This window comes from Myxococcus sp. CA033, from assembly GCF_013336625.1.
GTDB lineage: Bacteria > Myxococcota > Myxococcia > Myxococcales > Myxococcaceae > Myxococcus > Myxococcus llanfairpwllgwyngyllgogerychwyrndrobwllllantysiliogogogochensis.
Genome location: NZ_JABUMU010000002.1, coordinates 113,329 through 131,503, shown reverse-complemented (window position 1 = coordinate 131,503; position 18,175 = coordinate 113,329). Strand labels below are relative to the sequence as shown.

Here is an 18,175-nt window from a genome sequence, read left to right as displayed (position 1 = left end):
TCGTGAAAGAGGATAGACTTCCAGCCATGGACAGAGTCGCCCTCTTCTTCTGGCTGTGGGTGCTGTTCCTCGCGGTCAACGTGATGTGGGCGCTGGCGCAGGCGGTGGTGGCGAGTGCCTTCGGGGCTCGACCGCTCGCGGTGCGGATTGGTTATGGGCCCCAGTTGGTGGCGTGGCGCATGGCCGGTATTGGCTGGAGCCTGCATCCCATCACCCTGGGCAGCTCCGCGTCGTTCGTGCCGGAGCAAGACGACGCTTCTCCCGAGCCGCCGCTCAAGAGTCGGCTGCTCAAGCTGCCTCCGCCGCTGCACGCCCTGGCCCTGGCCGTCCCCTGGTACGTGCAGATTGGCGTCGCCATGGCGTGCCTGGGCCCCGCGGAGGGCTTCCATCAGTTCACCGAGGGCTTCCCCGCCGTGTTCAACGTCGCCGCGCTGCCGGGCCGCGTGGAGCGCTTCGTCGGGTTGCTGCGAGAGGGCGAACTGGTGCGCGCGTGGGGCATCATGAGCGCCCGGATGGCGGCCCTCAACCTGCTCCCCATTCCCTCGCTGGCGGGGGGCTACTTGATGCTCCTGCCCTGGCGCGACAAGTCCCCGACGTGGGTGCGCCCGGTCGCCGCCGTGTTGCTCGCTGTCTCGCTGGTGTGGGCCGCGTGGGTGGCGTCGCTCTTCGTCCGGGCGATTCTCTGAAGACCCGGTCGCGCTGGGTCCTCCGGGTGGGTCTGGAGGAAGGGAAGTGGGGACCCTGACTTGTGGCCGGGGATTCGGCACGGACGCTCGTAACCTCCGCCCGGGTCCGGTGTTGTGTCGCTTGAACGGCCCCGCGGAATGGACAGGGCCGCCTTTCACTCGCCGGAGCCGCGCAAGCCCATGAGTCCGCTGCTGTCTCGACGCCTCCTGCTGCGCGCCCTGGGGCTCTCGGGCGTGGGGCTGGCTTTCGCTCCAGCGCTGTCGGGCCGCGCGCTGGCCGCCCCGTCCTCACGGCGCACCCTGGTGACGGTGTTCCTGCGAGGCGGCGTGGATGGCCTCTCCCTGGTGCCTCCCGTGGATGACGCGGCCTATCACCGCGCGCGTCCCACGCTGGCGCTGCGCAGGACCGGGGAGGGCGCCGCGCTGGCGCTGTCGGGCCCCTTCGGATTGCATCCCCGGCTGGAGCCCTTGTTGCCCTTGTGGAACGAGGGCCACCTGGCGGTGCTGCACGGAGTGGGACTGCCCACGCCGGTGCGCTCGCACTTCGACGCGCAGGACTTCGTCGAGTCGGGGACGCCGGGCCGCAAGTCGACGCCCGATGGGTGGCTCAACCGCGCCCTCGGTGTCGAGGAGTCCGCCGCGCCGCTGCGAGCCGTGGCCCTGCAAGCCGCGTTGCCCCGCGCGTTGTTCGGTGACGCGGGCGCGCTGGCGATGGGACGGCTGGAGGAGTTCCGCCTCCGCGTGGGCAAGCGAGGCGCCGAGGCGACGCGCGGCTTCGCGGCGCTCTACGCGGGCGCGGTGGACGAAGCGTTGCGCACCACGGGCCAGGGCGCCTTCGACGCGCTCTCCCAACTGGACGCCGAGCACCTGTCACGACTGCCGCCGACGTCGGGCGTGGAGTATCCGCGCGGCCCGCTGGGACAGCGACTGGGGGACATCGCGCGGCTCATCCGAAGCGACGTGGGCCTGGAGGTCGCCGCGACGGAGATGGGCGGCTGGGACACGCACGCGGCGCAGGGCGCGGCCACGGGCACCTTCGCCAACCGGTGCGCGGAGCTGGCGGGCGCGCTGTCCGCCTTCGCGCGGGACGTGGGGCCGCTGCTGGAGCGGGTGACAGTAGTCGTGCTGACGGAGTTCGGCCGCACGGTGCGGGAGAACGGCAGCCGGGGGACGGACCATGGCGTGGGCAGCGCGATGCTGGTGCTCGGCGGCGGCGTGAAGGGTGGCCAGGTCCACGGGCGCTTCGAGTCGCTCACCCCGGACCGGCTCCAGGACGGGCGGGACGTGCCCGCGTGGACGGACGTGCGCGCGCCGCTGGCCGAGGTGCTGCGCGCCTGCCGCCCTGGCGTGGACCTGACCCGGGTGTTCCCTGGCTTCACGCCCGGCGCGCCGCTGGGACTCTTCGCGTAGCGCGGCTCGAGTTCGTGCAGACTGGAGGGGCCCATGGTCCGGCCTCGTCGCGTGCTCGTCATCCTCGTCTCCATCTTCGCGGTTGCCTACCTCGCCCTGTGCCTGGCGGCCTTCGTGCTCCAGCGCCCGTTGATATACCCGGCGCCCAAGGCCCCCATCCCGCTGCCGGCCGAGCTCGGCTTCCGGCACCTGCCACTGCCAGGAGACACGTTCGTGGACGTGCTCCATCTCCCCGCGCCGCCTGGTGCCCCGACGGTGGTGCACTTCCATGGCAATGGAGAGCAGTTGTTGGGTCAGCTCGACCTGGGCACGGTGCTGAACCAGAACGGGCTGGGCTTCCTGGCCGTCGAGTACCCGGGATATGGCGCGTCGCCCGGACAGCCCACGGAGCAGGGCATCTACGCGGCGGCGGAGGCGGCGCTGGCGATGCTGCGAGCGCGGGGCGTGACGCCGGAGCACACCGTGCTCAGTGGCCGCAGCCTCGGCACGGGCGTGGCCGTGGAGATGGCGCGCCGGGGACACGGCTCGCGCATCATGCTGGTGTCGCCCTACACGTCCCTCACGGAGATGGCGGCGCAGCTCTTTCCCTTCCTCCCCGCGTCCCTGCTGGTGAGGGACCGCTATGACTCCGCGTCGAAGGCGCCGGACATCACCTTGCCGGTGCTCATCATCCACGGAGAGCAGGACACGCTCATCCCGGTGGAGATGGGGCGCAGGCTGGGCGCGCGCTTTCCCAGCGCCACCGTGGAGACGGTGCCCGGGGCGGGCCACAACGACGTGTTGGAGAAGTCAGGCCCCGACCTCGTGCGGCGCATGGCCGTGTTCGCCCTGGGCGGAACCTGAGCAACGCCCCGAGGCGCGTGAGTCCACCGCGCCCCGAGGTGTTTCGTCAGTGGACCTGTGAAGGGGACTCGGTGTCGACGGACACTTCGCGCATCAGCTCCGCGGTCTCTTCCGCCTTGAGCTGCTTCACCAGATCCGCCTGCGCCACCATGCCGCAGACGGTGCCGTCGTCGTCGAGCACCACCATGCGGCGGACCTGGTTCTGCTCCATCAACTCCAGGCAGTCCTCCAGGCTGGTGTCTCGATACACCGTCGCCGCGGGCATGCTCATCGCATCGCTCACGTTGAGCATGTAGGGGTCCTTCCCCTTCGCGATGATGCGACAGGTGATGTCGCGGTCGGTGATGACGCCGATGGGCTTGTTGTCCACGTCGATGACCGGCAGGGCTCCGCAGTCACATTCCACCATCCACCGCGCGGCCTGCTCGATGCCGGTGTCGGGCAGGCAGGTGACGGGGTTCTCGGACATGACTTCTTCGACGTTCATGGGGGCCTCCCGGGGCGAGTGTCTCTCCGCTTCAAGGTGGGCCTCTCCCTGGAAGGCGACAGCGTGAGACCCGGGTGTTCGCCGTTCGGTCGGCCCGGGATGCGGGGGCGCGGTTCGAGGACCGGACAGCGGTGGGGCAAGGGTCCGAGCCGATGAAGGGCCCCGGACTCCTTGTCCCTCAGTCGCGCCGAAGCCGCTGCTCGTAGTCTGCTTCCAGGCGGGCGTGCGTGGACCAGAAGCCTCGGGGCGCATGGCCGGAGAGCTGGTCGTCGAGGATGCCCAGGTGGGTGTCCCAACCGCTGGCGACGCTGACCCGGTCCGCGCGCGTGGTGAGCCGTCGGTGCGTCAGGACGAGCAGCACCTCGGTGCCGCGCTCGCTCAGTTCGAACGACACCTCGGAGGGTGCGCCCGTCTGCTCGGCCCAGGTGTAGCTCAGCGCGTGGGGTGGCTCGTAGCGAGTGACGTGGCCGAGGTGCCGATGGCCGTCGCGCATGACCTCGTAGCGCTTCGGCAGGGGCTCATGGGAGAGCGTGGAGTGGAGGAAGTGCAGCTCGACGCGGCCTCCCACGCGCGGCTCCAGCTCTCCGGCGGCCAGCCACTTGCCGCGCTTCTCCGAGTCGGTGAGGAATGCCCACACGCGCTCGATGGGCCCGGGCAGCACGCGCTCGATGCGCACCGTCTGGGGCTCCGTGACGATTCCGTACTCAGCCACGGTGGGGCTCCAGCGCATCGGGTGTGGCGAGCGCGCGCGTCAGGGCGGTGAGCATGGCGGCCCAGCCCGCCTGGGTCCGGTCGGCGTACTCAGCCCACTTGGACGACATGACGTGGGTCAGCGTCAGCTCGCAGCCGGTGCCCTGGGGACGAAACTCCAGGCTCACCCGGCTGATGTCCTCCTCCGCCAGGTCATCCTCCCGGATGGCCCAGGTGAAGACGAGGCGGTGGGGGCGGTCGACCTCCAGGTACGTACCGATGTGGTCGATGTCCATGTTCCGGCGGCGCACGAGGAAGGAGAACGTGCCGCCCACGCGGGCATCAAGGTGGAGGTGGACGACCTGCTCGTCACGCACGCGCGGGCCGAACATCCACTGGCCCAGCAGCTTCGCGTCGACCCAGGCGTCGAAGACGCGCTCGACGGGTACGTCGAAGTGGCGCACGAGCTGGACCTGGATGGGGGCGTGGGGACTCACCGGGAGCGTCCTTTCTTGCGGGGGGAGGAAGGGGGCGTGGGCGCGTCCTCTCGGAGGAGGGCCTCCAGGACGTCGAGGCGCTCGCTCCAGAAACGCTCGTAGTACTGGAGCCAGTCCTTCACCTCCGAGAGCGGCTTCGCGTCCAGTCGGCAGACGTGCGTGCGGCCCTTCACCTCGCGGCGCACCAGCCCCGCGCGCTCCAGCACCTTGATGTGTTTGGACGCCGCGGCCAGGGACATCCGGAAGGGAGCCGCCAGCTCTCCGACGCTGCGCTCATGTACGGACAGGTTGCGCAGCATCGCCCGGCGCGTCGGGTCCGACAGCGCGTGGAAGGTGTTGTCGAGCTGGGCGAGACGTTGTTCAACCATGAGGTTGAATATAAGTCCGTGCGTGGGACTGTCAACCGACGAAGCCCGTGCCGCCGTGGGCCGGGGAGGCTGGTACGCTCGCCCGCGCCTTTCGTTTCCGGGAGAAGACCTCATGTCCGATGCCTCCCCGCCCGTCATCGGCATCATCGGTGGCAGCGGCCTGTACCAGATTGACGGCTTGAAGGACGTCGCCTGGAAGAAGGTGTCCTCTGCCTTTGGCGAGCCCTCCGACGAGCTGTGTTTCGGCACGCTCGAGGGGCAGCGCGTCGTGTTCCTTCCGCGCCATGGCCGGGGCCACCGAATCGCCCCGAGCGACATCAACTTCCGGGCGAACGTGGACGCGCTCAAGCGCAGCGGGGTGACGGACCTGCTCTCGCTGTCGGCGGTGGGAAGCTTGCGCGAGGACCTGCCGCCGGGCGTCTTCGTGGTGGTGGACCAGTTCATCGACCGGACCTTCGCGCGGGAGAAGAGCTTCTTCGGCACGGGGCTCGTCGCGCACGTGTCCATGGCGAAGCCGGTGTGCTCGCGGCTGGGAGACGCGGTGATGGCCGCCTGCGAGAACCTGGGCGTGGCCGCGCGACGGGGCGGCACCTATCTGGCGATGGAGGGGCCGCAGTTCTCCTCGCTCGCGGAGAGCCGCCTGTACCGGACGTGGGGCTGTGACGTCATCGGCATGACGAACATGCCGGAGGCGAAGCTCGCCCGGGAGGCGGAGCTCTGTTACGCGACGGTGGCCATGGTGACGGACTTCGACTGCTGGCATCCGGACCATGACGCCGTCACCGTGGACCAGGTGGTCTCCGTGCTCCTGGGCAACGCGGGCAAGGCGCGCGGTCTGGTGAAGCAGGTGACACCGCTGCTCGGTGGGCACGAGGGACCTTGTCGCCAGGGCTGTCAGCGCGCCCTGGACCACGCGCTCATCACCGCGCCCGAGGCTCGAGATTCCGCGCTGGTACAGAAGCTGTCCGCCGTGGCCGGCCGGGTGCTGAACCGATGAAGGTCCAGGGCAGGCCCACACGCTCCATCTGGCTGGAGCCCGACGGACAGGCGGTGGGCATCATCGACCAGACACGCCTTCCCCATGCCTTCGTCACCGCGCGGCTGGGCACGCTGGAGGAGGCCGCGCATGCCATCCGTGCGATGCGGGTGCGAGGCGCTCCGCTCATCGGCGCCACCGCCGCGTATGGCGTCTGGCTCGCGCTGCGCGAGGACGCTTCGGATGCGGCGCTGGCGCTGGCCCTCGAGGTCCTGGGCGCGACGCGTCCGACCGCCGTCAATCTGCACTGGGCGCTGGAAGAGATGCGCCGGCTGCTGGAGCCGCTGCCCGTCTCGGAACGTCAGTCCGCCGCGAAGCAGCGCGCGGCCGAGCTGTGTGACGAGGACGTGGCCATCAACCGCGCCATGGGTGGGCACGGGCTGAAGCTGCTGGAGGCCGCTTGGGAGCGAAAGGGACGCCAGGGGCGGCTGGAGGTGCTCACCCACTGCAACGCGGGGTGGCTGGCGACGGTGGACTGGGGCACGGCGCTGTCACCCATCTATCTGGCGCATGACGCGGGCCTGCCCGTGCATGTCTGGGTGGACGAGACGCGTCCGCGAAACCAGGGCGCGGGGCTGACGGCCTGGGAGCTGGGACAGCATGGTGTCCCGCACACCGTCATCGCCGACAACGTGGGAGGCCACCTGATGCAGCACGGACAGGTGGACCTGTGTCTGGTGGGCACGGACCGCACCACGGCGCACGGGGACGTGGCGAACAAGATTGGCACCTACCTGAAGGCGCTCGCGGCGAAGGACAACGGCGTGCCCTTCTACGTGGCGCTGCCTTCGCCCACCATCGACTGGAGCCTGCGGGACGGGGTGCGGGAGATTCCGATTGAGCAGCGCGACGGCACCGAGCTGAGCGATGTCACCGGGCGGCTGGCCTCGGGCGAGGTGGCCACGGTGCGGGTGACGCCGGAGGGCAGTGCTTCCGCCAACTACGCCTTCGACGTGACGCCGGCGCGGCTGGTGACGGCGCTCATCACCGAGCGAGGCGTGTGCCCCGCCACCGAGGAGGGCCTGCGCTCGCTCTTCCCGGAGCGGGCGGGGAGGGCTTCGTGAACAGCCGGGATGACCGCGCCTCGCGCGAGGCGATGATCGCCACCTGCCGGAAGATGAACGCGGCCGGACTCAACCAGGGGACGTCCGGCAACCTGAGCCTGCGCGTGGCGGAGGGTTTCCTGCTGACGCCCACCGGCATGGACTACGACGCGCTGGCGCCGGAGGACATCGTCCTCATGCGCCTGGACGGGAGCCATGAGGGGCGACGTCTTCCGTCGTCGGAGTGGCAGCTCCATCGGGACCTCCTGGTGGCGCGCCCGGAGGTGGGCGCGGTGCTGCATGCGCACTCCATGTTCTGCACCACACTGGCCTGTCTGCGCCGGGGCATTCCCGCCTTCCATTACATGGTGTCCGCGGCGGGCGGTGTGGACGTACGGTGCGCGGCCTATGCGACGTTCGGCACCGAGGAGCTGGCGCGGCGCGTGCTGGAGGCGCTGGAGGGACGCAAGGCGTGCCTGATGGCGAACCACGGCATGCTCGCGCTGGGCGCGGGCCTGGCCCAGGCCTTCAAGCTGGCGGTGGAGGTGGAGACGCTCGCGGCCATGTACTGGCGGGCGCTCCAGGTGGGCGAGCCCGTGCTCCTCGACGATGAGGAGATGGCGCGCGTGCTGGAGAAGTTCAAGACGTACGGGCAGCAGTCGCCGCCCGGAGGTCGCTGAAGGCGCGCCTACGCCGCGCGCAGCGTGAGCACCGTCACCTCGGGCGGGACACCCAGACGGAAGGGCAGCCAGTGGCCGGTGCCGCCGGACACGTAGAGCTGGTGGTCCCCGCGCCGATAGCGGCCGAGCATGTACTGGAAGGCGAACCAGAAGGCGGGCACGCCGAAGAACGCCACCTGGCCGCCGTGGGTGTGGCCGGCGAGCGTGAGCCGGGCGCCGCGCTCGGCGGCGTGGTTGAAGAAGTCGGGATGGTGGGACAGGCAGAGGACGACTTCGTCCGAGGCGGTGTCCTGGAAGGCCTTCTCCGCGGACTGGCGCATGCGCTCGGCCTTCACGCGGTGGCTGCGGCCGGACATGGGGTAGTCCACGCCGACGATGCGCACGCGCTGGCCGCCGTGCTCGATGACGTGGGAGGAGTCCACCAGCAGCCGCACCGGGCCGCCGCGCTCCTGGGATTGGGCGTAGGCGCCGAGGACCTCGTCCAGGCCACGCCAGTGCTCGTGATTGCCGAGCACCGCCAGCATGCCGTGGCGGGCGCGGCAGGACTCCAGCGCGGCCATGGTGCCGTCGAGCTGGTCCAGGTCGTCGATGAGGTCACCCGTCATCACCTGGAGGTCGACCTGGGCCTCGTTCATCGCGGCCACCGTCTCGCGCAGGTAGTGGGTGTCGATGAAGGTGCCGACGTGGACGTCGGTGATTTGCCCGATGCGAAACCCGTCCAGCGCGGCGGGCAGGCCGGGCAGGCGCACCTCCACCGACTTCAGCGTGAAGCCCGTGGCGCCGCCCGCCAGGCCCACCGTGCTCGTCCCCGCCGCGAGCAACGGCACCGCGCGCCCCGCGTTCGTCAGCAGGCTGCGCCGGCTCATCCCACCCAGGGCGGGGGGTGGAGTGATGGGGGCAATCGCGTCGGAAGCGAGCGGGGCGGAGGGCACAAGCCCCGGGCTCTTCCTGTCCACCCACTTGCGCAGCAGGGCGATGGGCGTCCCGGCGAGCACGACGATGATGGCGGAGATGGACCACCCGACGGCGAGGATGCGCAGCGCGGCGGGCAGCTCCACGTGGGGGCCCGCCAGCAGGGGGAACAGCCACACGGCCAGGGACATCACCGAGCCGCCCAGCAGCACCCACCGCCGCCACCCACGCAACAGGTCGGGCCAGAGCGCGCGCAGCACGGCCCATGCGCCCACATAGACCAAGAGGAGAAGCAACGGCCTGACCATCCACACACTCCCACGCGCTGAAGAGCGGGAGTCATAGCGGCGACCCGCCTGCCTCGCCGCACGAAGTGGCTCAATGTAGGAGAGGACGGGGCCTCGCGCGAGCCGGGCTCGGCCGGGAGCAGGGGCGCGCCGGGCCGCCCTCCCTACGCGCAGGCCGGGTGTGGCATTCCCGCGAGGAGCGAATCAGCGGTGGGTGCCGGGGCTGGCCATGCGCAGGTGCGCGTGCAGCGTCTCCGTGCGCAGGTAGAGGAACTGGGCGTCGCCGAAACCCAGCGCGTCGCCGTCCGTGAGCAGGACCTCCTGCTCCGCGGTGAGCGACGAGGCGTTGACCCACGTTCCGTTCATCGAGCCCACGTCCTTCACCGAGCAGTCGCCCCGTGACTCGTGCCACTTCAGCGTGGCGTGGTGCTTGGAGACGGATGGGTCCGGGACGAGCAGCGTGCAGCCCTCCATCCTCCCCACGGTGAGTTCGTGGCCATCCATGGCGGGACGCAGGAAGTGGACCTCCAGCGCGTCGAAGCCCCGGAGCATGACGAAGAGGCGGTCCACCAGTCGGCTGCGATGGGCCATGCCCACGGTGCGCGCCTCACCCAGCCGCATCGCCACCTGCTGGAAGACAGGCTCGGGCGGCTGTTGGACAAGGACCACGGGCCCGGAAGCGTCGAGGAAGGCTTCCAGGGTTGCCAGGGCGAACGGGCGAAGTTGCTTCACGGACGGCATGGTGGCCGCAACTTAACCTGGAGGACGCGGTGGACGCTCGCGCCGTCCGCGCGCTCCAGGCTCCCGTCCACCAGACAACGCTCCTGTGCGAGGGCGCCGGAGCCCGCGCGACCAGGATGAGCGGAAGCTTTCACGACGGGCGTTCTCGCACCCAATCCATACGCAGTGATTGCGGCGGGCTGTAATCCCAGACTCGGGAATGGGCTGAAAACATTTCAGATAGTGGCAATCAACGATAGAGGAGTAAATACAAACATTGCATATGGGCAGTGGGGCTCAGGTCGGTGAGCTCCATCACCAGGAGAACCCATATGAAAGCGCTGTCATTCATGGTGGTCGCGGGGCTCGCCGTTGGAATGCTCACGGGCTGTGGTCCCGAGACGTCTTCGCCCGAGGCCGTCTCCGGAGAGCTGGGCCCACGTTATGAGGCGACGCGCGCCGATGGCACGCCCGTGACGGTGCGGGATGCCTCGGGAGAGAACAACCTGAGCGCGCAGTCCATCGAGGGAGAGCGCACCCTCACCCAGGCGGCGTGCTGGGTGACGCTCCAGTGGTGTAGCGAGCCGGGCACCGGCGACATCGTCTGCACCCAGAACGGCGGCTGCACCACCGCGCAGTTCATCGCGGCGTGCATCTCGCTGGCTGAAGATATCTGCGGAATCTGAAACATCCGTGGATAGACAGCGTCAGTCCGTAAATCGGGCTGACGCTGTTCCGCTGCTTGCCTGATTCCTCTCACTTTCCGTGGGGCCTGACATGGTTCCAGGGAGGCGTGGGTGTGCGACATTGGACAGCCGAGCGCGGGGCCCACGCACGCGGGGCATGCCAGGGTTGTGCGTGGTGCGGTGCGTCGTGAGACAAGGCTTTGCTCGGGTGACGTCTCCGGTTACATCCTCGTGACACAAACATCTGTGTTCGCACGAGGAGTCCTCGGACCATGTGGGAGCGAATGAAGAAGCGCGGCGCGTGGGTGCTGGCGTTGTCGTTGCTGGCGATGACCGCGTGTTCGGATTCGGAGGATGACGCGCCGCCGGACGCCGGGCAGGAGCAGCCCGACGGTGGCGGCACGCCCGACGCGGGGGACTCTGGGACGCAGCTGCCGGCGTTGGAGGTGCCTGAGGGCTGCAACCCGCTGGCGTCGGAGCACGACTGTCTGTTGCCGTACCCGTCGAACTACTTCCTGCAGGAGGACGCGGCGCTGCCGTCGGGTCACCGCGTGAAGCTGACCACGGCGGCGAAGCTGAAGATGAAGGACGGGACGCCCTTCGACTTCACGGACCTGCATCCGGCGGATGGCTATTCGCATGGGACGCAGATGCTCGCGCTGTTCCCGGGAGGCGTGGACGCGACGAACCTGCCGCCGGTGACGCAGCCCACGGCGGCGACCACGGGTGCCACGGTGGTGCTGGACGCGGAAGCGGGCACGGGGGTGCTGCACTTCGCGGAGCTGGACCCGCGCGCGCCGGATGATGCGCACCGGGCACTGCTGGTGCGGCCGGCGGTGCGGCTGCGCGGTGGCGCGCGCTACATCGTCGCGTTGCGCGGGCTGAAGGCGAAGGACGGGACGGCCGTGCCCGTGCCGGAGGGCTTCCGTCGCATCCGGGATGGGCAGACGGCGGGAGACCCGCTGCTGGCGCCCCTGGCCGCGCGGTACGAGGCGGACATCTTCCCGGCGCTGGAAGCAGTGGGTGTGGCGCGCTCGGAGTTGCAGCTCGCGTGGGACTTCACCACGGAGACGGAGGAGAACGTCACCCGGGACATGATGGACGTGCGGCGGCTCGCGATGGAGGCGCTGGAGGCCACGCCGCCTGTCGTGACGGTGACGGAGGTGAAGGACGAGGTGGACGCGAACATCTTCCGCCGCATCAAGGGGACGCTGCGGGTGCCGCTCTTCACGGAGACGGCGCAGGCGGGGGCGCTGCTGGCGCGTGACGCGCAGGGCCGGGTGAAGCGCAATGGCGAGGCGGAGGTGCCCTTCACGCTCCAGATTCCGCGGAGTGTCTGGGGCCAGTCGGTGGCGCCGGTGCGCTTCCTCCAGTTCGGGCACGGCTTCTTCGGCAGCCAGGGCGAGTCGGACGGCTCGTTCGTCCGGCCCTTCGTGCAGGCGACGAAGATGGTGGTGATGACGGTGGACTGGTGGGGCATGTCGCAGGCGGACGCGCCGGGGGTGATTGGCGCCATGTCGCAGCAGCCCGCGCAGACGCTGCGTTTCACGGACCGGGTGCACCAGGGCATGGTGAACCAGATGGCCGTCACCTACGCGGCGCGGACCACGTTGAAGGACCTGGCGGAGCTCAAGGACAACGGGGTGCTCGTGTATGACCCGGACCAGACGTACTTCTACGGCATCAGCCAGGGGCACATCCTGGGTGGGACGTACGTGGCGCTGTCGCCGCACATCTCGCGCGCGGTGTTCAGCGTGGGTGGGGCGGACTTCTCGCTGATGATGTTCCGGGCGAAGCCGTTCGCGATGTTCCTCCAGGCGATTGCGGCGGCGGTGCCGGACGCGTTGGACCAGCAGAAGTTCGCGGCGCTGACTCAGACGAGCTTCGACCGCATCGACCCGATTACCTATGCGCCGCACGTGGTGACGACGCTGTACACCGGTGGACCGGCGTCGCGTCGGGTGTTGGTGCAGTACGGGCTGGGGGATGCGCAGGTGCCCAACGTGGCCACGGAGCTTCACGCGCGGGCGATGGGGCTGACGCAGCAGTTGCCGGCGACGTGGCGGGTGCCGGAGCTGCCGGTGTTCGAAGGTGCCATCGACAGCGCTGCGCTGGTGCAGTTCGACTTCGGGCTGCCGGCGCCGCTGCCGGGCACGGTGGCGGACCTGCCGGCGCAGGACAATCCGGTGCATGAGGGCGTGCGGCGCAACGTGAAGGGCCGCGAGCAGGTGGACCTCTTCCTGCGGCCGGACGGCAAGGTGGAGACCACCTGCGGCGGCGTCTGTCTCGGCGCCAACTGACGTCAGGCTCTGTCCGGCCAGGGCGTGGTGCTTGCAGGAATCACGGTCCGCGCTCATGCGATGGGCGCGGACCGTCCAACCTGTGAGACTGCATGCGTCCCTCTATCGAAGCGACTTCCTCGTCCCGTCCTCCTCCGATTCCACGAACTCCGGTAGGGAGTAGACGCCGCGACCTGGAGGGTGAGAAACAGGGCTCGGACCTCGCGCCTGTACGGGCTCCCGTCCGTCGGGGCGGCGCACGGCCTCGTCAGGGAGGATGCATGACACGGTACTGGCTCTCGTTCGATCTGGGGCTCCGGGGGAACTACGACGACCTCTACAGGTGGCTGGCGAAGCTGGAGGCACGTGAGTGCGGTGATGGCATGGCGACCTTCACGACGGCGCTGACGCCCACGCAACTCAAGCGCGCCCTCAAGCCCATCATCGGGAAGAAGGGCCGCGCCTATCTGATTGGGCCCGACAAGGATGGGAAGTGGAGCGGGAAGTGGCTGTTCGGCAGCAGGCGTCCAGCCTCCTGGGTCGGCTACTCCGAGGTGGCGGGAGAGGAGCAGGACGACGCATGAAGGTCTGCGTCGATGCCTGTTTCCTCATCGCGCTGTACGACTCGCGGGACGGTCTGCACGGTGTCGCGGAGGCCCTCTTCGAGAAGCTCTTCGACTCGGCCACGCATGAGCTCGTCGTCCCCTGGCCCATCCTCTATGAAACGGTGTCGACCCGGATGGCCCGACGCAGTGACTCGCTGGGGCTGCTGGAGCGGGACTTGAAGCGCTTGCGACAGCGAAACCGGTTGTCGATGTTGTTCGACCGCAAGATGCGGGAGCAGGCGCTGGGCGAGTGCTTCGAGGAGCTGAAGAAACAGGGAGGCAGCTACCGCGCCTTGAGTCTGGTGGACCGGGTGGTGCGCCTGATGCTGCTCAACCCGAAGAACCGGCTGCACGCTCTCATCACCTTCAACCGAGGTGATTTCGAGGATGTGTGCCGGAGCCGGAAGATTCAGCTCATCGACCAGCACGGCTGAGCCCTGGACCCACCGCCTCGTCGCGAGGACGGCGGGTCCGGATGCCGTTCAACTCACCCTGTGGCGCTCTTGAGCAGGTGGTCGCCGTAGTCCTCGCGCAGCTTCGTCTTGAGGAACTTGCCGGTGGACGTGCGGGGAATCTGGGCGATGAAGAGGTAGTCGTCCGGCAGCCAGAACTTGGCGAACTGCTTCGCCAGGTGCTCGGCCAGCTCCTCCTTCGTCGCCGTCTGTCCTGGCTTGAGCACCACCGCCGCCAGCGGGCGCTCGTCCCAGCGGGTGTGCCTCGCGGCGAACACCGCCGCCTCCAGCACCGCCGGGTGGCTCATCAGCGCGTTCTCCAGCGCCACCGATGAAATCCACTCGCCGCCCGACTTGATGACGTCCTTGCTCCGGTCGCAGATGCGGACATACCCATCCGCGTCCAGCGTGACGACGTCACCCGTCTTGAACCAGCCGTCGGACGTGAAGCGGTCCTGGCCCTCGCCGCCGTAGTACGAGCCCGCCACCCACGGCCCGCGCACCTCCAGCTCGCCCATCGTCGAGCCATCCCACGGCAACGGCTTGCCCTCCTCGCTCATCACCCGCGTCTCCACGAACGGCAGCGCGAAGCCCTGCGAGCCCTGCGCCGCCAGCTGCGTCTTCGCGTCCGCGTGGCGAAGCTCCTGCTTCACCTTCGCCATGGTGCCCACCGGGTTCATCTCCGTCATGCCCCAGGCGTGCGTCACCTCCAGCCCGTGCCGCTGCCGGAAGCCGTCAATCATCGCCGGAGGCGCCGCCGAGCCCCCAATCAACATGGTCCGCATCGCGCTCAGGTCCCACTTCTTCGGGTCCTGGTCCAACAGCGCGAGAATCCCCAGCCAGATGGTGGGCACCCCCCCCGCCACTGTCACCTTCTCCGTCGCCATCAACTCCAACAGCGACGGCGGGTCCAGGTGCGGCCCCGGCATCACCATGCGCGCGCCGGTGATGATCGCGTCGAAAGGCAGTCCCCACGCCGCCGCGTGGAACATGGGCACCACCGGCAGCACCGAGTCCGCCTCGCCAATGCCTGTCAGATCCTTCATGCAACACACCAGCGTGTGCAACACGATGGAGCGGTGGCTGAACAGCACGCCCTTCGGGTTGCCCGTCGTCCCCGACGTGTAGCAGAGCATCGCCGCGCTGTTCTCCTCCAGCGTCGGGAAGTCGAAGTCCACCGACTCCTTCGCCAGCAACTGCTCGTAGTCCAGCATCCCCTCTGGCGCGGGCCCCGCGTCCGGAATGACGATGACGTGGCGGATGCTGGGCACCTGCGCCGCGAACTTCTCGAACAGCGGCAACAGCGAGCGGTCCACCAGCACCACCGAGTCCTCCGCGTGGCGCGCGATGTAGGCCAGGTCGTTCGGGTGCAGGCGCAGATTCAGCGTGTGTACCACCGCGCCCATCGCCGGAATGCCGAAGTACGCCTCCAGGTGCCGGTAGTGGTTCCAGCTCAGCGTCGCCACCCGGTCGCCCGCCTTCACCCCCAGCCGCGTCAGCGCGTTCATCAACTGACACGTGCGCCGGTGGAAGTCCGCATAGGTATAGCGGTGCGTCGTCTTGTCCGGATTGCGGCTGACGATTTCCGAGCGCGGGAAGTACGTCCGCGCGCGCTCCAGGAAATGCGTCAGGGTGAGCGGGAAGTCCATCATGCGTCCTGGAAGCATCGGCACCGTCCCTTCACTGCGAGGGGTAGGCCACCGATGCTACCGGATGCGCACACGAGCCAGCGTCCCGCGTCATGCGGCTCGTTTGTTATCGCACTGCGTCAGCCGAAGAAGACCTGGGCGACCTCGAAGAACTCCTTGGGCACCTTCTTGAGCTCCTTCGTCGCGGCGGACAGGTCCACGCTGATGATTTCGTTGCCCTTGAGCGCGGCCATCTTCCCGAACTCGCCTCGGGCCACCATGTCGCAGGCGTGGACGCCGTAGCGGGTGGCGAGCACGCGGTCATGCGCGGTGGGTGCGCCGCCGCGCTGGATATGGCCCAGCACGGACACGCGCGTCTCGAAGCCGGTGCGGCGCTCGATTTCGTGCGCGACGATGTTGCCCACGCCGCCCAGGCGCGGCCGGCCTGCTTCGTCCAGCGCGCCGCTGGTGACGAGCTGCTCGTTCTGGTCCGCCGCCAGTTTGATGCGCGTGCCTTCCGCGACGACGACGATGGAGAAGGTGCGCCCGCCCGCGTGGCGGCGCTGGATGTGCTCGGCCACGCGCTCCAGGTCGGCGGGAATCTCCGGGACGAGGATGACGTCCGCGCCGCCGGCGATGCCCGCGTAGGTGGCAATCCAGCCCACGTGCCGGCCCATGACCTCGCAGACGATGACGCGCTTGTGGGACTCGGCGGTGGAGTGCAGCCGGTCCACGGCCTCCGTGGCAATGGCCACGGCGGTGTCGAAGCCGAAGGTGAACTCCGTGCCGTTGAGGTCGTTGTCGATGGTCTTCGGCACGCCGACGATGCGCAGCCCCTCTTCCGACATGCGCGTGGCGGCGGACAGCGTGCCCTCGCCGCCGATGGCGATGACGGCGTGGATGCCATTGCGTTCAATGGCGCGCTTGACCTTCTCCAGCCCGTTCTCGACCTTGAAGGGGTTGACGCGCGAGGTGCCGAGGATGGTGCCGCCCCGGTGGAGGATTCCGGAGGTGGTCTCCCGCGTGAGGCGGAAGTGGTTGTCCTCGAGCAGGCCCTTCCATCCGTCTCGAAGGCCCATCATCTCGAAACCGTGGGCGGTGGCGCGGCGGACGATGGCGCGGATGACGGCGTTCAGGCCGGGGCAGTCACCCCCGCCGGTGAGCACGGCGACTTTCATGGGGAAGGTTGTATCGCGCCCGGCGCCATGCGTGCTCGCGAAGTTTGCCCGAGCGCTCTCCGAAGGACGTGGCGACCCCTAGCCGAACACCGAGGGGCGCCGGTGCGTCCAGGGGTGCGCCGACTCGAGCTGCGCGGCCAGCCGGAAGAGGGTGGCCTCGTCGCCGAATCGGGCGATGAACTGGACGCCCACCGGCAGACCCTCCGGGCTCCAATGGAGGGGCACGCTCATGGCCGGGTTGCCCGCCATGTTCGCCATGGGGCAGTAGGGCGTGAAGGCCGCCGAGCGGAACAGCGGAGCGAGCGGCTCGTCGGGCGGGGCGGTGAAGGTGCCCAGCGTGGGCGCGGGCTCGGTGACGGTGGGCAGGAGCCACACGTCCACGTCCTCGAAGCGTCGGGCGAAGGCGCGGCCGAAGCGCAGCACTTCCGCCTGGGCGTGCAGGTAGGCCGTCAGGCCCTGGCTCAGTCCGAACTGGTAGAGCGCCCAGGTGAAGGGCTCGAAGTGCTCGGGCTCCGGGGTGCGGCGCATGCGCCGGCCCAGGCCCTCGATGCTGTTCACCACGCTGGCGGCCCACGCCGTCATGAAGTGCTGTCCCAGCTCCTCGTCGCCCGGTATCTGCAGGCTGCCTTCGAGGACGGAGTGGCCCAGGCCCTCCAGCAGCCGGGCGGTGGCGGCGACCGCGGCCAGGCACTCCGGGTGGACGGGGGCGCCCACGGCGTTGCGCAGCGTCAGGCCGATGCGCAGGCGTCCAGGTGGCGCGCCGACCTCCATGCTGTAGGGCCGCGTCTTGGGCGGGGCGATGTAGGGCGCACCCAGGTCGGGGCCCTCGGTGGCGTCCAGCAGGGTGGCGCTGTCTCGCACCGTGCGGGTGAGGGCATGCTCGCCCACCAGCCAGTGGACGCTGTCCGTCAGCTCCGGTCCGGTGGGGTTGCGGCCCCGGCTGGGCTTGAGGCCGAACAGGCCGCAGCTCGACGCGGGGATGCGGATGGAGCCGCCGCCGTCGGATGCATGCGCGAAGGGCACCATGCCGCTGGCCACCGCCGCCGCGGCGCCGCCGCTGGAGCCTCCGGGCGAGCGCGTCACGTCCCACGGGTTGCGACAGGGGCCGTGCAACGCGCCCTCCGTGGTGGGCAGGAGGCCCAGCTCCGGCGTATTGGTTTTTCCCAGCACGACGAGCCCCGCGCGCAGGTGGCGCTTGACCAGCTCACTGTCGTGGTTCGGTGAGAAGTCCTTCGTGAAGCGCGAGCCGAAGCTCAGCGGGTAGCCCTCCTGTGCGGCGAGCAGGTCCTTGAGCAGGAAGGGCACGCCGGTGAAGGGGCCCTGGGGAAGGGGCGCCTTCGCCCGCGCGCGCGCCGTGTCGAACTGCGTCTGCACGACGGCGTTGAGCTTCGGGTTGCAGCGCTCGATGCGAGCGATGGCCGCGTCCACCAGCTCCAGCGGCGTGACTTCACCGCTGCGGACGAGCTCGGCCTGGGCGGTGGCGTCGAGGCTGACGAAGGGGTCCATCCGTCGACTCTACCGCTTTCCTCGTCGACACCTTCGCATGCGGGCCGCCACGCATGACGCGTTGCGTTTGTGCGGTATCGGAAAGAGACAGTTGCAGCAGTTGTCACAGACGCGCCTCGTGGTGAACGCGTTCCTGACTCAGGGCTCGTGTTGGAGGTGGGGCTTCTATGCTCGTGTGCGCG

General features: G+C 69.4%; 19 protein-coding genes. 10 read left to right on the top strand and 9 right to left on the bottom strand.

From position 1 onward, the window contains the following. Positions 1 to 26: 26 nt before the first annotated feature. From HUA78_RS06620 to HUA78_RS06610, 3 genes are all read left to right on the top strand, one after another. The gene (locus tag HUA78_RS06620; protein ID WP_141642973.1) at positions 27 to 686 is read left to right on the top strand and encodes a site-2 protease family protein; all 660 of its coding nucleotides are present in this window, start codon (positions 27 to 29) and stop codon (positions 684 to 686) included. A 180-nt stretch (positions 687 to 866) separates the two neighbouring features. Then, entirely contained in the window at positions 867 to 2,096 is a 1,230-nt protein-coding gene (locus HUA78_RS06615; protein ID WP_174475895.1) for a DUF1501 domain-containing protein, read from the top strand. A gap of 33 nt (positions 2,097 to 2,129) precedes the next feature. Beyond that, positions 2,130 to 2,939 carry an alpha/beta hydrolase gene (locus HUA78_RS06610; RefSeq protein ID WP_174475894.1) on the top strand — a complete coding sequence of 270 codons (810 nt, stop codon included), beginning with the start codon at positions 2,130 to 2,132 and terminating at the stop codon, positions 2,937 to 2,939. Positions 2,940 to 2,985: 46 nt separating this feature from the next. On the opposite strand, the gene HUA78_RS06605 is transcribed toward HUA78_RS06610, so the two are convergent. The 4 genes from HUA78_RS06605 to HUA78_RS06590 form a co-directional block, all read right to left on the bottom strand. After that, positions 2,986 to 3,426 (bottom strand): CBS domain-containing protein, encoded by a 441-nt coding sequence (locus HUA78_RS06605; protein ID WP_217439553.1) that lies wholly within the window; start codon positions 3,424 to 3,426, stop codon positions 2,986 to 2,988. Between the two features lie 178 nt (positions 3,427 to 3,604). Beyond that, positions 3,605 to 4,138, bottom strand: coding sequence for an SRPBCC family protein (locus HUA78_RS06600; protein ID WP_174475893.1), 534 nt, complete (start codon positions 4,136 to 4,138; stop codon positions 3,605 to 3,607). Continuing rightward, positions 4,131 to 4,613 (bottom strand): SRPBCC family protein, encoded by a 483-nt coding sequence (locus tag HUA78_RS06595; RefSeq protein ID WP_174465117.1) that lies wholly within the window; start codon positions 4,611 to 4,613, stop codon positions 4,131 to 4,133. The genes HUA78_RS06600 and HUA78_RS06595 overlap by 8 nt, the downstream gene beginning before the upstream one ends. Continuing rightward, positions 4,610 to 4,981, bottom strand: coding sequence for a helix-turn-helix transcriptional regulator (locus HUA78_RS06590; RefSeq protein ID WP_141642978.1), 372 nt, complete (start codon positions 4,979 to 4,981; stop codon positions 4,610 to 4,612). Before HUA78_RS06590 ends, HUA78_RS06595 begins: the two co-directional genes overlap by 4 nt. 112 nt (positions 4,982 to 5,093) lie before the next feature. On the opposite strand from HUA78_RS06590, the gene HUA78_RS06585 reads away from it, so the two are divergent. Genes HUA78_RS06585 through HUA78_RS06575 form a run of 3 tightly spaced genes read left to right on the top strand, consistent with a single transcriptional unit; the run spans position 5,094 to position 7,740 of the window. Then, positions 5,094 to 5,978: an S-methyl-5'-thioadenosine phosphorylase gene (locus HUA78_RS06585; protein WP_174475892.1), complete on the top strand. Its 885-nt coding sequence runs from the start codon at positions 5,094 to 5,096 to the stop codon at positions 5,976 to 5,978. Then, a complete protein-coding gene (gene mtnA / locus HUA78_RS06580; protein ID WP_174475891.1) occupies positions 5,975 to 7,081 on the top strand; it encodes an S-methyl-5-thioribose-1-phosphate isomerase in 1,107 nt (368 codons plus the stop codon). The genes HUA78_RS06585 and mtnA overlap by 4 nt, the downstream gene beginning before the upstream one ends. Positions 7,082 to 7,113: 32 nt before the next feature. Further along, a complete protein-coding gene (locus tag HUA78_RS06575) occupies positions 7,114 to 7,740 on the top strand; it encodes a class II aldolase/adducin family protein (protein WP_174476183.1) in 627 nt (208 codons plus the stop codon). An 8-nt stretch (positions 7,741 to 7,748) separates the two neighbouring features. Here the strand turns inward: HUA78_RS06575 and HUA78_RS06570 are convergent, their stop codons facing one another. Both HUA78_RS06570 and HUA78_RS06565 read right to left on the bottom strand, forming a co-directional pair. After that, a complete protein-coding gene (locus HUA78_RS06570; RefSeq protein WP_174461059.1) occupies positions 7,749 to 8,960 on the bottom strand; it encodes a metallophosphoesterase in 1,212 nt (403 codons plus the stop codon). A gap of 183 nt (positions 8,961 to 9,143) precedes the next feature. Next, positions 9,144 to 9,680, bottom strand: coding sequence for an FHA domain-containing protein (locus tag HUA78_RS06565; protein ID WP_174457910.1), 537 nt, complete (start codon positions 9,678 to 9,680; stop codon positions 9,144 to 9,146). Between the two features lie 311 nt (positions 9,681 to 9,991). On the opposite strand from HUA78_RS06565, the gene HUA78_RS06560 reads away from it, so the two are divergent. From HUA78_RS06560 to HUA78_RS06545, 4 genes are all read left to right on the top strand, one after another. Beyond that, positions 9,992 to 10,345: a hypothetical protein gene (locus HUA78_RS06560; RefSeq protein WP_174461060.1), complete on the top strand. Its 354-nt coding sequence runs from the start codon at positions 9,992 to 9,994 to the stop codon at positions 10,343 to 10,345. 272 nt (positions 10,346 to 10,617) lie between these two features. Then, positions 10,618 to 12,645: a hypothetical protein gene (locus tag HUA78_RS06555; RefSeq protein WP_174475890.1), complete on the top strand. Its 2,028-nt coding sequence runs from the start codon at positions 10,618 to 10,620 to the stop codon at positions 12,643 to 12,645. A gap of 260 nt (positions 12,646 to 12,905) precedes the next feature. After that, positions 12,906 to 13,208, top strand: coding sequence for a hypothetical protein (locus HUA78_RS06550; protein ID WP_174461062.1), 303 nt, complete (start codon positions 12,906 to 12,908; stop codon positions 13,206 to 13,208). Continuing rightward, positions 13,205 to 13,663 carry a hypothetical protein gene (locus HUA78_RS06545; protein WP_174461063.1) on the top strand — a complete coding sequence of 153 codons (459 nt, stop codon included), beginning with the start codon at positions 13,205 to 13,207 and terminating at the stop codon, positions 13,661 to 13,663. The genes HUA78_RS06550 and HUA78_RS06545 overlap by 4 nt, the downstream gene beginning before the upstream one ends. A gap of 53 nt (positions 13,664 to 13,716) precedes the next feature. Here the strand turns inward: HUA78_RS06545 and HUA78_RS06540 are convergent, their stop codons facing one another. The 3 genes from HUA78_RS06540 to HUA78_RS06530 form a co-directional block, all read right to left on the bottom strand. Further along, complete coding sequence (locus tag HUA78_RS06540) at positions 13,717 to 15,348, bottom strand: long-chain fatty acid--CoA ligase (RefSeq protein WP_174475889.1); 1,632 nt, start codon at positions 15,346 to 15,348, stop codon at positions 13,717 to 13,719. 101 nt (positions 15,349 to 15,449) lie between these two features. Then, positions 15,450 to 16,487: a 6-phosphofructokinase gene (locus HUA78_RS06535; protein WP_141645032.1), complete on the bottom strand. Its 1,038-nt coding sequence runs from the start codon at positions 16,485 to 16,487 to the stop codon at positions 15,450 to 15,452. A gap of 78 nt (positions 16,488 to 16,565) precedes the next feature. Further along, positions 16,566 to 17,993, bottom strand: coding sequence for an amidase (locus tag HUA78_RS06530; RefSeq protein ID WP_174467974.1), 1,428 nt, complete (start codon positions 17,991 to 17,993; stop codon positions 16,566 to 16,568). Positions 17,994 to 18,175: the final 182 nt, after the last annotated feature.